Genomic DNA, 13,285 nt, shown 5'->3' on the forward strand with positions numbered 1-13,285 from the left:
GACGGGCGCCACCGGTGCGGCGGCGCCCGTCAAGGTCACCGCCGCGCGACGGCACACGCCCAGGTCACACCCGCGTGGCGGCGACATCGGGAAGCGTCACACCCGCGCGGCGGCGACACGGGAAGGGTCACGCCCGCGTGGCGGCGGCCGTCAGGAAGGGTCACAGCCGTAGCCAGACCGACGTGTCCGGGGGCAGCAGGTCGCCGTCGAGGGGGCCGCTGGCGAGCAGGACCGTGCCGGGTGGCAGCGGCGCCGGGGTCTGGGAGAGGTTGACGACGCAGGCGAAGCCGCCCTCGCGGGTGAAGGCGAGCACGTCCGCCGGGGCGTCCAGCCACGCCATCGGGCCGTCGCCGAGGCCGGGCTCCGCGCGCCGGACGGCGAGGGCCCGCCGGTACAGGCTGAGCATCGACGACGGGTCGGACGACTGCCGCTCGACGGTGTACGCGGCCCAGCCGGCGGGCTGTGGGAGCCAGCCGGGCGCGGCCGGTGGGGACGACCACGGCAGCGGGACGCGGCAGCCGTCGCGGCCCGGGTCGGCGCCGCCGGTGCGGGCGAAGATCGGGTCCTGGCGGGCCGCGGCCGGCAGGTCCTCGACCTCGGGCAGTCCGAGCTCCTCGCCCTGGTACACGTAGACGGAGCCGGGCAGTGCCAGGGTGAGCAGCGCGGCGGCGCGGGCGCGGCGGGTGCCGAGGGCCAGGTCGGTCGGGGCGAGGTGCCGGGTCTGCCGCAGGTGGTGCTCGAAGCCGGTCTCGGCCCGGCCGTAGCGGGTCACGTGGCGGGTCACGTCGTGGTTGGACAGGACCCAGGTGGCGGGCGCGCCGACGGCGGCGTGCGCGTCGAGGGTCTCGTCGACGCAGCGGCGCAGCGCCTTGCCGTCCCACGGGCAGCCGAGGAAGTCGAAGTTGAACGCGGCGTGCAGCTCGTCCGGGCGCAGGTACTGCGCGAAGCGGTGCGGGTCGGCGAGCCAGACCTCGCCGATGAGCGCGCGCCCGCCGGGGTAGCTGTCGGCGACGCGGCGCCAGGCGCGGTAGATGTCGTGGATCTCGTCGCGGTCGTTCCACGGATGCGGGTCCGGAGGCGACGCGGGGTCGAAGTCGGGCAGCGCCGGGTCCTTGGCGACCATCGCGGCGGAGTCGATGCGGATGCCGTCGACGCCGCGGTCGAACCAGAACCGCAGGATGTCCTCGAACTCCTCGCGGACGATCGGGTTGTCCCAGTTGAAGTCGGGCTGGCCGGCGTCGAACATGTGCAGATACCACTGCCCGTCGGCGACCTGGGTCCAGGCGGGCCCGCCGAAGATGGAGCCCCAGTCGTTCGGGGGCAGGTCACCCCGGCCGTCGCGGAACCAGAAGCGGTCCCGGTAGGAGGGGTCCACGAGGGCCCGCTGGAACCAGGCGTGCGCGACGGACGTGTGGTTGGGCACGACGTCGATGATGATCCGGATGCCGAGGGCGTGCGCCTCACCGATCAGCGCCGTGGCCTCGTCCAGGGTGCCGAACGCCGGGTCGATGTCACGGTAGTCCGCGACGTCGTAGCCGGCGTCCGCCATCGGGGACGGGAACCACGGGCTGAACCAGATCGCGTCGACCCCCAGGTCCCGCAGATACCCGAGGCGGGCCCGGACCCCGGCCAGGTCGCCCACGCCGTCGCCGTTGTGGTCGGCGAAGGACCGGGGGTAGATCTGGTAGATGGCCGCGTCGCGCCACCATCGGGTGTCTGCTGTGGACACTGGAGGTCCCCGCTTTCTGTTGGCAGTTGATCGGTTTGCTTGTAGTGCGGCGCGGCAGCGTCGCATGGGGGGCTCCGGGGTGGGAACCCCCCGGCCGGCCTGCGGCGCTGCCGCACCGAAGCTGGTGACTGCGTTAGAAGCCGGAGTTGCCCGGGCCACGCACGAGCGTGTAACCGGTGTTGTTCAGAAGGCCGCCCGAGGCGGCGCCGGACACCGTGACGTAGTTGAAGGTGGCGCTGCCGGTCACGTTGATCTCGATCCCGTACGTGCCGGCACCGGCGATGCGGACGTGGTCGAAGGTGACGTTGGATACCACCCGCTGCCAGCTGAACAGCAGCCCCTGGTAGGAGCTGTCCAGGATGTCCACGTCGCGGACGAGCACCGGGGTCGTGATGTCGCGGGCCTCAGCGTAGAACCACAGGGCGCCGATCGAGGAGCCCCAGTTGCGCTCGTACCCGCCGGTGCGCGTCAGCGTGTTGCGCTGCACGCTCGTGGTGCCGGCGAACGGCTGCGCGCCGTGCCACGTGCTGACCGCGATGCCGGAGGAGGCGTAGACCGTGTCGGAGAACAGGTTGTCCTCGATCCGGAGCTCGCGACCGCCGTAGATGGCGGCGGTGTTGGCGAGCATCGGCAGCTGCGCGGTGTTGAACGTGAACGCGCTGTTGGTGACCGGGGCGCTGTTGGACCACATGGCGAGGGCGTCGTCGCCGGTGTTGCGCAGGACGCTCTGGTCGACGCGGGTGTTGCGCAGGTCCCCGTTGAGGTTGACGCCGTCGGCGAACGTGTCGCGGATGCGCAGCCCGGCGGCGTACAGGCCGTCGGTGCCGCTGGACGCCCACAGGCCGACCTTCGTGTGCTCGATCCACAGGTTGTGCAGCAGCGAGCCGGTGCCGAAGTTGCCTTCCAGGGCCGCGTCGAAGTTGGTGTCGTCGCGGTACCGGACGTCCCCGGCGATCGTGAAGTCGGCGAGCTGGACACGCGGGCCGGTGGCGAAGAAGCCGCCCTTGCCGTTCGCGCCGCGGACCGTGGTGTGCCACATGCCGGCGCCGCGGACGGTGACGTTGTCGACGGTGATCCGGGACGTGATGTCCCAGGTGCCGGCCGGCAGCCACAGCGTCTTGCCCTGCGACTTCGCCGCCTGCACCGCGGTGTTGAACGCGTTCGTGTCGTCGCCGCCACCGGAGGTCGCGCCGTAGTCCACGATGGACAGCGAGTTCGCCGGGGCGGTCAGGGCCGGCGCGACGACCTCGGTGTCGACGAGGTCGACGGTGATCGGGGTGGCGCCGTCGTTCTGCAGCTTCAGCACGGTGCCGGCCGGGTAGCTGGGCAGCGTGGTGCGGAACTCGTCGAAGAAGCGGTGCGCCTCTCCGCCGGCGGGGTTGTTGTCGTACGGGTAGGCGCCGTACACCCAGCTGTAGGCGGAGCTGACCGGCAGGTCCTTGACCTTCGCGCCGCCGGCGTAGACGGCGAGGTCGGCGCTGGTGCCGGTCCCGGCGGCGTTGTCGGGCACCGACGCCCGCACGACCAGGGAGTTGGTCGGCTTCGTCAGCGTGAACTGCACGTACTTGCCGGCGTTGTCGAGGCGGACCGCCCGGCGGCCGGACGCCTCCGCGGCGACGGTCAGGTAGGCGCGGTCGGGGCCGATCGTGGTGGCGTTGGTGCTGCCGTTCTCCGCCTCGTACTCGGTGTACGCGACGGTCGCGCCGCGCGCGGCGAGGGCGGTCGAGCCGGCGACGGCGACGTTGTCGAGTGCGACGTTGCCGGAGTCGCCGCTGTCGTACTGGTAGCCGATCAGGTTGAGCCCGGCCCGCAGCGGCAGGGTCTGCGCCGCGGTGAGCCAGCCGCTGCCGGCGGTCAGCGAGATCTGGCCGACCTTCACGCCGTTGGCGTAGGTGGACAGCGTCTTCGTGCCGCCGGTGCTGTTGGTGTACCGGAGGGTGGTGGCCGCGTTGCCGGCGTCGGTGACGTTGACGGTGCGGATGGCGCGGGCACCCACGGCGGTGAAGCCCGTCGCGTAGCCGGTGCCGGTGTACCCGCCGATCGAGGTCGCCGTGGTGGCGCCGCCGGACAGGAACGCGGTCTCCAGCTCCGCCCCGCCGGACGCCGGTGGGGCGGACGTCGACGGGGTCGGGGACGTGGCGACGCTCGCCACGACGAGGTTGTCGAGGTTGACGTTGCCGGAGTCGGTGCCGTCGAAGCGGTACGCGACGCTGTTGGTCCCGTTGTTCAGGGTCACCGTGTCGGCTCGGGTGCCCCAGGTGTCCCAGTTGGCGGTCGCGGGCAGCGAGACCTGGGTGAGACGGGAGCCGTTGACGTACAGGGAGAGCGTCATCGCCGACCCTGTGCCGTTGGCGTAGCGCAGGGTCAGCGACGACGAGCCCGCACCGGACCGGCTGACGCTGAAGGTGGTCGCGGCGTTGCCCCGGTTGCCGTCGGTGTAGCCGCCGACGAACCCGGTGCCGGAGTATCCACTGTGGTCGGTCGCGACGGTCGCGCCGCCGGACAGGGCCGCCGACTCGGCCTCGTAGGTGCCGGCGGGCGGTGCCGGGACGTCGGCGACGACGAGACTGTCGAGGTTGACGTTGCCGGAGTCGGTGCTGTCGAACCGGTACGCGACGCTGTTGGTGCCGTTGTTGAGCGTGACGGTGTCGACGCGGCTGCCCCAGCTGTCCCAGTTCGCGGTCGCGTTCAGGCTGACCTGGGTGACGCGGGTGCCGTTGACGTACAGCGACAGGGTCTTGGCGGAGCCCGTGCCGTTGGCGTAGCGGAGGGTGAGCGTGCGCTGCGCGGTACCGGAGACGCCGACGGTGAAGGCGGTGGCTGCCCGGCCTTGGTTGCCGTCGACATAGCCGGCCACGAACCCGGAGCCGGTGTATCCACTGTGGTCGGTCGCGACGGCCGCGCCGCCGCTGAGGGTGGCCGACTCTGCCTGGTAGGTGGTGGTGGCGGCCTCGGCGCGCATGGTGGCGGCGAGGGTGATGGAGGCCGCCGCGACCAGGGTGGCGGCCCCGATCGCGAGCAGGCGGGATCGTCGGAGCATCGTGAAGATCTCCTTGCGATGGAAGGGGGTGTATTCAGCCTTTGAGCGCGCCCGCGGACAGGCCGCTCAAGATGCTGCGTTGGAAGACGGCGAACACGACCACCATCGGGATGCTGGCGATGGCCAGGCCGGCGAACATCTCGTTGGGGGTCACGTAGCCGTTGAACGCCAGCCGGCTCAGCGCGACGCTGATCGTCTGGCTGCCGGGGTCCTGCAGCACCAGCAGCGGCCACAGGAAGTCCTTCCAGGCGCCGATGATCGCGAAGATCGAGACCACGGCGAGGACCGGGCGGGACAGTGGCAGCACCACGTGCCAGAGCATGCGCAGCCGCCCGGCGCCGTCGATGCCGGCGGAGTCGAGCAGCTCGTCGGGGATCTGGTCGAAGAAGCGCTTCAGGACGTAGATGTTGAACGCGTTGGCCGCGCCGGGCAGCCACAGCGCCCACGGGGTGTTGAGGAGGTTGACGTGCAGCAGCGGCACGTCGGCGACGGTCAGGTAGCTCGGCACGAGCAGCGCCGCCGCCGGCAGCATCAGGCTCGCCAGCATCCCGCCGAGGATCAGCTTGCCGAAGCGCGGGCGCAGCTTCGACAGCGCGTACGCGGCGGCGACGTCGACGATCAGCTGGAAGAGCCAGCCGCCGAGCGCGTAGAACGCCGTGTTGAGCAGGTAGCGGCCGATGTCGAGCTTCCGCCACGCGTCGAGGTAGGTCTCCGGGTGCCAGCTCTGCGGGACCAGCGTCGGCACCGGCTGGGCCAGCTCGACCGGGGTCTTCACCGCGCCGGTGACCATCCAGTACAGCGGGAACACGAACAACGCCACGAACAGCACCGCGAGACCCCACAGCACGACCCGGTACAGCACCGGGTGACGGCGCAGCTCGCTGTCGGAGATGAGAGAACGCATCAGGACTTCCGGGTGAGTCGCAGGTACACGGCGGAGAACGCGCCCAGCACGACGAACAGCAGCACGCTCATCGCGGCGGCCATGCCGAAGTCGTTGTTGACGGTGAACGCGTAGCGGTAGATGAGCACCATCACCGTGATGGAGTCGGGGTTGGTGGTGCCGGTCAGCTGGTAGGGCTCGATGAAGACCTGCATCGTCGCGACGATCTGCAGCAGGAGCAGCACCAGCAGGAGGAAGCGCATCTGCGGCAGGGTCACGTGCCGGATCCGTTTCCAGACGCCGGCGCCATCGAGCTCCGCGGCCTCGTAGAGCTCGCCCGGGATGTTGGCGAGGCCGGCGAGGTACATGATGGTCGCGCCGCCCATGTTGGCCCAGGTGCTCACCAGTACCAGCGACACCATCACCACCCGGGGTGACTGCGTCCATCCGGAGGTGGGCAGGTGCAGCGCCGACAGGGCGGCGTTGAACAGCCCGTTGCCGGGGTCGTAGAAGTACTGCCACAGGATGACCGTGACGATCGGGGGCAGCATCACCGGCAGGTAGACGGCGAAGCGGAAGAACCCCTTCAGGTGGCGCAGCTCGTGGACGACGATCGCCACCGCGAACGGGACCAGGTAGCCGAACACCAGCGCCAGGGCGGTGAAGAACAGCGTGTTCTTCCACGCGGTCCAGAACAGCGGGTCGTCGAGCACGGCCTGGAAGTTGCTCAGGCCGACCCACTCCGGCTCGGTGACGAAGTTGTCCTGCTGGAAGGCGAGGATGATGCCCTTGACGAGCGGCCACCAGCTGAACAGGCCGAAGCAGAGCAGACCCGCCGCCAGGAACGTGTACGCGGTGGCGTTGTCGGCGATCCTGCGCTTGATCCGCCCGTCCCGCGCCTGGTTGACAGGCGGCGCGGGACGGACCGGGGTGATCGTCGCCATCGTTACTTGACTGTCGCCAGGATCTGGTTGGCCTGGGTCTCGGCGTCCCTGAGCAGCTGGTCGATGTTGGCGTTCGGGTCGGTGAGGACCTTCAGCATCGCGGTGTCGAGCACGGCGTAGAGCTGCTGCGCGTTCGGCGGCTCGACCTTCAGCGGGACGCCGGCGCTGGCCGCGTTGAACGGCTTGTAGTTCGCGGCCGGGACGTTGGCGTACTTGGTGTTGGCGGCGATGAGCTTCTGCTCCGACGCGCCGGTCCAGATGTTGGGCTCCGGGATGCCGACCGGCTGGTTCTTCTCCTTGTCGAGGGCCTTGTCGGCGTCGACGCGGTCGGGGTCGAGCTTGCGGAACGCGAGCCACTGCAGGCCGGCCTTGATCTTCGCCGGGGAGAGGCCGGCCTTGAACATGTAGCCGTCGCCGCCGCCGAGGGTGGCCTTGCCGTCGGGGATGACGCCGAGGCCGTAGTCCTCGTACTTGCCCTTGTACTGGTTGACGATGTTGGGCAGGTCGCCGGTGCCGCCGACCATCATGCCGAGCTTGCCGGAGGCCATGTGGGTCAGCAGGTCGGCGTATTCGAGGGCCTGCTTCTCGGCCATCGACCTGTCCGTGAACCGCATGTCCTTGAGCTGCTGCAGGACCTGCTTGCCCTGGGCGTTGTTGAAGCCGGCCTTCCAGGTCTCGCCGTCCTTGACCGCGACCTCGCCGCCGACGGAGTACAGCTCGGCGGTGAAGTGCCAGCCGCCGGTGTTGTTCTTGCTGAAGTCGCCGTAGCCGGTGATGCCGTTGCCGAGCGCGGTGATCTTCCTGGCGGCCTCGCGGACCTCGGCCCAGGTGGCCGGCGGCTTGTCGGGGTCGAGCCCGGCCTGCTGGAACAGGGTGCGGTTGTAGATCAGGCCGAGGGAGTAGTTGGCCGACGGAAGCCCGTACACCTTGCCCTTCGCGTCGCTGAAGACCTGCATCAGGACGGGGCGGACGTCCTTGAGCGCCGGCACCTCGCCGAGGTACGGCGTGATGTCGGAGACCTGCTTCTTCGCGATGAGGTTCTGCGGGTCGGTGAAGTAGACGTAGAAGACGTCCTCGAGCTGGCCACCGGCGAGCTTGGCGCTGAACGTCTTCGGGTCCATCTGACCCTCTTTGGCGTCAATCTTGATGTTGGGGTGCTTCGCCTCGAAGTCCTTGACGTCCTTCTCGAAGTTGGCCCGGTTGTACTCGTCGGTGGCGGCGGGCATGCCGTTGACGGTGATCGTCACCGGCCCGCCGGCCGCCTCCGTCTCGTCCGACTTGTCACCGCATGCAGTCAAAAATAGTGATGCTGCCAGGGCGGCGGCTATGGCGACGCGCTTCATAGTGCCTCTCTCTCCACGAGCGGGCGGCGGGCCCGAGGGGGTGTGGCTGCTCGCTCACGACGCGCTGACGGCGCACGTGCGACGCGACGCGCTGGCGGCGCGCTCGCTCGCGATGCGCTCACGACGTGTGAGGTCCGCGCCGTTGTCACCGGCGCGTGGAGACGAGAGTAGGGCCATGGACATCAGAAAGTCCATAGCTTCTTGCAATCCAATGCAAGAACTCGCTACTTCGCTTGCGTAGCCTTGCAAATGTAGTTGTTGCCGCAGGTCAGGGGCGGTTTTTCACCGGCCCGGTGGAGTCGCGGACGATGAGCTCCGGGTCGTAGAGCTGCTCGTCGAGGGCGACCTTGCGCCCGTCGATCTGGGCCACGAGCGACGTGACCGCGGCCGCGCCGATCGTCTCGATCGGCTGGCGCAGGGTGGTCAGCGGCGGGTCGGTGTAGGCCATGTACGCCGAGTCGTCGAACCCGATCACCGACAGGTCGGCGGGCACGTCCAGGCCCTGCTTGCGGGCCGCGCGGATGGCGCCGAGCGCCAGTGCGTCGCTGGCGCAGACGACCGCGGTCGCATCCTGCGCGAGCAGGCCGTTCGTGGCCGCCTGGCCACCCTCCATCGAGAACATCGTGCGGGCGACCAGCTTGCGCGACGGGCCCTTCACCCGGGCCAGGAACTCGGCGACCTTCCGGTCCGACGGCACGTGCCCGCCGGGCCCGACGACCAGGCCGATCCGCTGGTGGCCGAGGCTCTGCAGGTGGCTCAGGGCCAGGTCGACGGCCATCGCGTCGTCGACGCCGACCCGCGGCACATCCCGGTTCTCGTCCGCGGGGTTGATCAGCACCAGCGGCAGCTTGCGCCTGCGCAGCGCCTCGGCCTGCTCGGGCCCGGCGTCGGCGTAGCTCGCGGCGACGAACACGATGCCCGCGACCTGCCTGGCCAGCAGCATCTCGATGTAGTGCGCCTCGGAGACGCCGTCGGAGGTCCGGGTGCACAGCACCGGCACCAGACCTTGCCGGAACAGCGCGCCGGCCATCGCCTCCGCGTAGGCCGGGAAGATCGGGTTGTGCAAGTCGGGCAGCACCATGCCGACCAGCCGGGCCATCTCGCTGCGGTGCCGAAACGGCCGCTGATAGCCCATCACGTCCAGCGCGGTCAGCACGGAATCCCTGGTCGCGGCGGCGATCCCGGGCCTGTCGTGCAGCACCCGGCTGACCGTCGCCTCGCTCACGCCGGCGTACTTCGCGACCTTCGACAGTCTCGTGACCACGCCAGCAGTCTAACCAACGCTCATGCAAAAACGCCATCCACTCTTGCAACGACTTGCACAACTGAGGGTAGTCGCGAAAGTTGTTACATTGGCACGTGACCTGGATTCCCGGGCCGGTCCTCGCCGCGCCGATGGCCGGCGGCGCCGGCACCCCCGCACTGCTCGCCGCGTGCGGCGGCGGGTTCCTCGCCGCCGGCTACCTGACCCCCGCGGCCCTGGCGTCGCGGATCGCCGCCGTCCGGGCCGCCGTCCGGGCCGGCGGCGGCTGGTTCGGCGTCAACCTCTTCGCCCCGTCCGAGGGTCCCGTCGGGGACCTGGCGGCGTATGCGGACGAGCTGCGGCCGGAGTTCGCCGTGTACGACCTGGCGCCCGCGGTGCCGGCCGGCGCCGACGACGACCACTGGGCGGAGAAGCTCGACCTGCTGCTGACCGACCCGGTCCCCGCGGTCAGCTTCACCTTCGGCGTCCCGTCGCCGTCCACGGTGGCCGCGCTGCGGCGCGCCGGCACGCTCGTCCTGCAGACCGTCACCGCCCCGCCGGAGGCCGCCGCGGCCGCGGCGGCGGGCGTCGACGCGCTCGTCGTGCAGGCGCCCGCGGCGGGCGGCCACTCGGCGACCCTGACCCCGTCCGCGCCGCCAACGGTGCCGGTGCCGCTGCCCGACCTGGTCGCGGCGGTCCGGGCCGCCGTGCCCCTGCCGGTCGTCGCCGCCGGCGGCATCGCGACCTCCGCGGACGTCGCCGCCGCCCTGCACGCGGGCGCCACCGCCACCATGGTCGGCACGGCCCTGCTGCGCACCGACGAGGCCGGCACCTCCGCCCCGCACCGGGCCGCCCTGGAGTCGGCCTCCGGGTGGCCGGCGCACGGCACGGTGGTGACCCGCGCGTTCACGGGCCGACCGGCGCGGGCGCTGCGCAACGGCTTCATCGACCGGCACGACGCGACCGCACCCCACGGCTATCCGCAGGTCCACCACCTGACCGCCCCGCTGCGCAAGGCCGCCGCCGCGGCCGGCGACACGGACCGCGTGCACCTGTGGGCCGGCACCGGGCACCGCCAGGCGGCCACCGGCTCCGCCGCCGCCGTCATCGCCACCCTGACGGCGTCGCTGTGACCGCACCCGACTCCCACGTCCCCACCTGGCACCAGGGTCCGCCGTCCGCGGCACTCGACGCACTCGGCGTCGCCGATGACGAGCGGGGCGTGGTCCACGGCGCCGCCGAGGTCCGCGAGCGGTTCGCCTGGCACGACGAGTACCACGACGGCAGCCCGCACCCCACGTGGCTGGTCGCGGCCACCGCCGACGGCGACGGCACCCGGCTCGTGTGGGATCCGTCCGCGGACCTGCCCGACGGCGAGTACACCGTCGGGCCGGTGGTGCCACCGCGGCGGCTCGCGGCGATCACCGGCTGGCTCGCCGACGTGTGGCCCGCCACCGCATCGGTGCGCGTCCTGTCCGACACCGGCGACGGTCTTGCAGGCGACGGCGGTGTCCTGGCCGTCGTCACCGACCCCGCCGAGCTCGACGCGCTGCGCCGGGAGACCACCACCGGCCGGTACACCGGCGGCATCTGCCGCTGCCACGGCAACCTCACCCTGACCCTGCACGACACCGGCGGCGCACTGCTCGGCACGGCCCGCCTGCACGGCCACGGCAGCGTCGCCTGGGAGGCCGAGCGCTTCCACAACCATCTCGACGTCGCCGACCCGACCGCCCTGCGCCTGCGGCTCGTCGGGTGGGGCGTGCCCGGGCAGCTCTCGGGCTTCTTCATGGCCCTGGCGTTCAAGCTCGACCTGGTGCCGGAGGAGACCGGCCCCGACGACCCGGCGCCGCCGGCCGGCGCGACGCTGGCCGGGATCCTGGACTGGCTCGGTGCCCTGCCCGTGCCGATCCCGGCGTTCGGCCCCGGCGGCGAGACAGGCCGACGGCTGCTGGCGTCCTACCCCGCCGAGGAGATCATGGCCGCGGTCGCCGGGGACCCGCCGCCGCACCGGATGCTCGGCGCAATGAACTGGGCGCTGGCCCAGCCCGACGACCGCCCTATGGCCCGCCTCCTCGCCCCGGCCCTGCGCCGCCTGCTCTGACCGCACCGGAGGCGCGCGGCGGGCCCGGCCCGCACAGAAACGAGCGGCGGGCCCCGGCCCGCACCGGAGGCGCGCGCGGGTTCGGGTCCGCGACGGATGCTCTAGGTGGTCAGGTGCGCGACAGGCGGGCGGCAAACGTGCAGCGTACGGGCTGATACATGGTCGTGAGCGCGGCCACTGTCCCGTTGCGGACGGTGACGAAGGCTTCCGTGGATGGAATCGCCGTGGCTACGGTGAGCGCACAGCCAACCACATCTCCGGAGGATCCCTTGTCACCCAAGGACCGGTCCGGTCATGCCGTCGTGCTCGGAGCAAGTATGGCCGGGCTGCTCGCCGCGCGTGTCCTGAGCGAATCATTTGCGAACGTCACCATATTCGACCGCGACACCCTGCCCGCCGGCGCCGCCGGCCGCAAGGGCGTGCCGCAGGGCGAGCACTCGCACGGGCTCCTGGCCAGGGGCCGGCAGGTGCTCGAGGAGCTCTTCCCCGGCATCGTCACCGAGCTGACCGCCGAGGGCGCGATCCCGGTCGACCTCATGCGCGACTGCGTGTGGGTCACCGGCGACCGGCCGATGCCCCGGGTCGCGTCGGGACTGGCCGGGCTGTGCGTGAGCCGGCCGCTGATCGAGGCCGGGGTCCGCCGCCGGGTCCGCGCCCTGCCCAACGTCGTGATCCTCGACGGGCACGAGGCGACCGGCCTGCTCTTCGACGGCCGGAAGGTCACCGGCGCGAAGGTCCTGCCGGCCGGCGGCAGCGAGCACGACATCGCCGCGGACCTCGTCGTCGACGCGACCGGCCGCGGCAACCGCGGCCCGACGTGGCTCGCCGCGCTCGGGTTCGAGCGGCCCGCCGAGGAGCGGGTCGACCCCCTCACGGTCTACGTGTCCCGCGACTACCGCCGGGTCCCCGGCCGGGAGGACTTCGCGGCCGTCGTCAACTCCCCCAACGCCGGCCGCCCGTTCGGCGCGGTCGCGATCGCCGCGGACGGCGACCGGTGGATGGTGACGCTGCTCGGTGTCGGCGCGGGCCAGGCGCCGCCGACCGACCCCGACGCCTACGCGGCGTTCACCGCGAAGCTCCCCGACCCGCGGGTGCACGAGTTGCTCAGCACGGCCGAGCCGCTCGGCCCGCCGCTGCGGATGCGGCTGCCGGCGAGCGTGCGGCGGCGGTACGAGCGGATGGACCGCCTCCCGGACGGCTTCGTCGCGATCGGCGACGCCATCTGCGCCTTCAACCCCGCCTACGGGCAGGGCATGACCGTCGCGGCCGCGGAGGCCATCGAGCTGCGCGACGCGCTGCGGGCCGGCCGGGCGGGGCTGCCGCGCCGGTTCTACGCGAAGGCGGCGAAGGTCGTCGACGTGCCGTGGGACATCGCCGTCGGCGCGGACCTCGCCAACCCGGAGGTCCAGGGCGAGCGGACCGGCAAGACCCGCTTCCTCAACGCGTACGTGGCGAAGATCCAGACCGCGTCGGGCCGCAGCGCCGCCGTCGGGCGCCGGTTCCTCCAGGTGGCGAACCTGATGCAGGCGCCGCCGGCCCTGTTCGCCCCGGGCATCGTCGCGCGGGCCCTGTGGTTCGGGCGCAGACGACCGGCCGCGGTACAGGTGCCGCAGCGGCAGAAGGTCGCCGCATAACCAGACGGAGGGGCCCCGCACGGGGCCCCTCCGCCGACCGGTCACGCCCAGATGATGTCGGTGTCCGGGTTGTACAGGCAGTTGGTGCTGTCCGGGCCGCTGCCGATGTGGCTCGGCTCGCTGCCCTTCGGCACGCCCTTGTACTTGTCGCAGATGATCGTCTTGTGGGAGCTGTCGCCCACCACCGTGATGCGGCTGAAGCGCGCGGTGTCGCCCCAGTTGGTGTTGATCCCGGCGATCACCTTCGTGGACTTGACGGTGATGTTGCTGACCACGACGTTGCGCTGGTAGGAGTTCGTGCAGTTGCCGCAGGCGCGGTACAGCTTGCCGGCGTTCTCGACGTAGAAGCCGGAGATGTTGACCGT

At 71.6% G+C, this 13,285-nt stretch carries 10 protein-coding genes; 3 read left to right on the top strand and 7 right to left on the bottom strand.

The features are described from left to right. Positions 1 to 160 precede the first annotated feature (160 nt). The 6 genes from AB0I21_RS27825 to AB0I21_RS27850 form a co-directional block, all read right to left on the bottom strand. Entirely contained in the window at positions 161 to 1,729 is a 1,569-nt protein-coding gene (locus tag AB0I21_RS27825) for a glycoside hydrolase family 13 protein (protein WP_344504651.1), read from the bottom strand. A 133-nt stretch (positions 1,730 to 1,862) separates the two neighbouring features. Next, positions 1,863 to 4,769, bottom strand: coding sequence for a CBM35 domain-containing protein (locus tag AB0I21_RS27830; RefSeq protein WP_360565477.1), 2,907 nt, complete (start codon positions 4,767 to 4,769; stop codon positions 1,863 to 1,865). 34 nt (positions 4,770 to 4,803) lie between these two features. Further along, complete coding sequence (locus AB0I21_RS27835) at positions 4,804 to 5,673, bottom strand: carbohydrate ABC transporter permease (protein ID WP_360565478.1); 870 nt, start codon at positions 5,671 to 5,673, stop codon at positions 4,804 to 4,806. Next, entirely contained in the window at positions 5,673 to 6,596 is a 924-nt protein-coding gene (locus AB0I21_RS27840; RefSeq protein WP_360565480.1) for a sugar ABC transporter permease, read from the bottom strand. The genes AB0I21_RS27835 and AB0I21_RS27840 overlap by 1 nt, the downstream gene beginning before the upstream one ends. A gap of 2 nt (positions 6,597 to 6,598) precedes the next feature. Then, the gene (locus tag AB0I21_RS27845) at positions 6,599 to 7,939 is read right to left on the bottom strand and encodes an extracellular solute-binding protein (protein ID WP_360565481.1); all 1,341 of its coding nucleotides are present in this window, start codon (positions 7,937 to 7,939) and stop codon (positions 6,599 to 6,601) included. A gap of 268 nt (positions 7,940 to 8,207) precedes the next feature. After that, positions 8,208 to 9,203: a LacI family DNA-binding transcriptional regulator gene (locus AB0I21_RS27850; protein ID WP_360565483.1), complete on the bottom strand. Its 996-nt coding sequence runs from the start codon at positions 9,201 to 9,203 to the stop codon at positions 8,208 to 8,210. Between the two features lie 95 nt (positions 9,204 to 9,298). On the opposite strand from AB0I21_RS27850, the gene AB0I21_RS27855 reads away from it, so the two are divergent. The 3 genes from AB0I21_RS27855 to AB0I21_RS27865 all read left to right on the top strand — a co-directional run bounded on the left by AB0I21_RS27855 (position 9,299) and on the right by AB0I21_RS27865 (position 12,920). Continuing rightward, positions 9,299 to 10,315 (top strand): nitronate monooxygenase, encoded by a 1,017-nt coding sequence (locus AB0I21_RS27855; RefSeq protein WP_360565484.1) that lies wholly within the window; start codon positions 9,299 to 9,301, stop codon positions 10,313 to 10,315. Beyond that, positions 10,312 to 11,286 carry a hypothetical protein gene (locus AB0I21_RS27860; RefSeq protein WP_360565486.1) on the top strand — a complete coding sequence of 325 codons (975 nt, stop codon included), beginning with the start codon at positions 10,312 to 10,314 and terminating at the stop codon, positions 11,284 to 11,286. The genes AB0I21_RS27855 and AB0I21_RS27860 overlap by 4 nt, the downstream gene beginning before the upstream one ends. A 302-nt stretch (positions 11,287 to 11,588) precedes the next feature. Next, on the top strand, positions 11,589 to 12,920 hold the full coding sequence (locus AB0I21_RS27865) for an FAD-dependent monooxygenase (protein WP_360565487.1): 1,332 nt from the start codon (positions 11,589 to 11,591) through the stop codon (positions 12,918 to 12,920). 41 nt (positions 12,921 to 12,961) lie between these two features. Here the strand turns inward: AB0I21_RS27865 and AB0I21_RS27870 are convergent. After that, on the bottom strand, positions 12,962 to 13,285 hold a 324-nt coding region (locus AB0I21_RS27870; protein ID WP_360565488.1), incomplete at its 5' end, for a pectate lyase.

This window comes from Dactylosporangium sp. NPDC050588 (genome assembly GCF_040654975.1).
In the GTDB taxonomy this organism is placed as follows: domain Bacteria; phylum Actinomycetota; class Actinomycetes; order Mycobacteriales; family Micromonosporaceae; genus Dactylosporangium; species Dactylosporangium maewongense.

Bases quoted from the DNA above. Each gene is read 5' to 3' on its own strand.
- AB0I21_RS27830 (WP_360565477.1), bottom strand. From the start codon at position 4,769: ATGCTCCGACGATCCCGCCTGCTCGCGATCGGGGCCGCCACCCTGGTC.
- AB0I21_RS27835 (WP_360565478.1), bottom strand. From the start codon at position 5,673: ATGCGTTCTCTCATCTCCGACAGCGAGCTGCGCCGTCACCCGGTGCTG.
- AB0I21_RS27840 (WP_360565480.1), bottom strand. From the start codon at position 6,596: ATGGCGACGATCACCCCGGTCCGTCCCGCGCCGCCTGTCAACCAGGCG.
- AB0I21_RS27845 (WP_360565481.1), bottom strand. From the start codon at position 7,939: ATGAAGCGCGTCGCCATAGCCGCCGCCCTGGCAGCATCACTATTTTTG.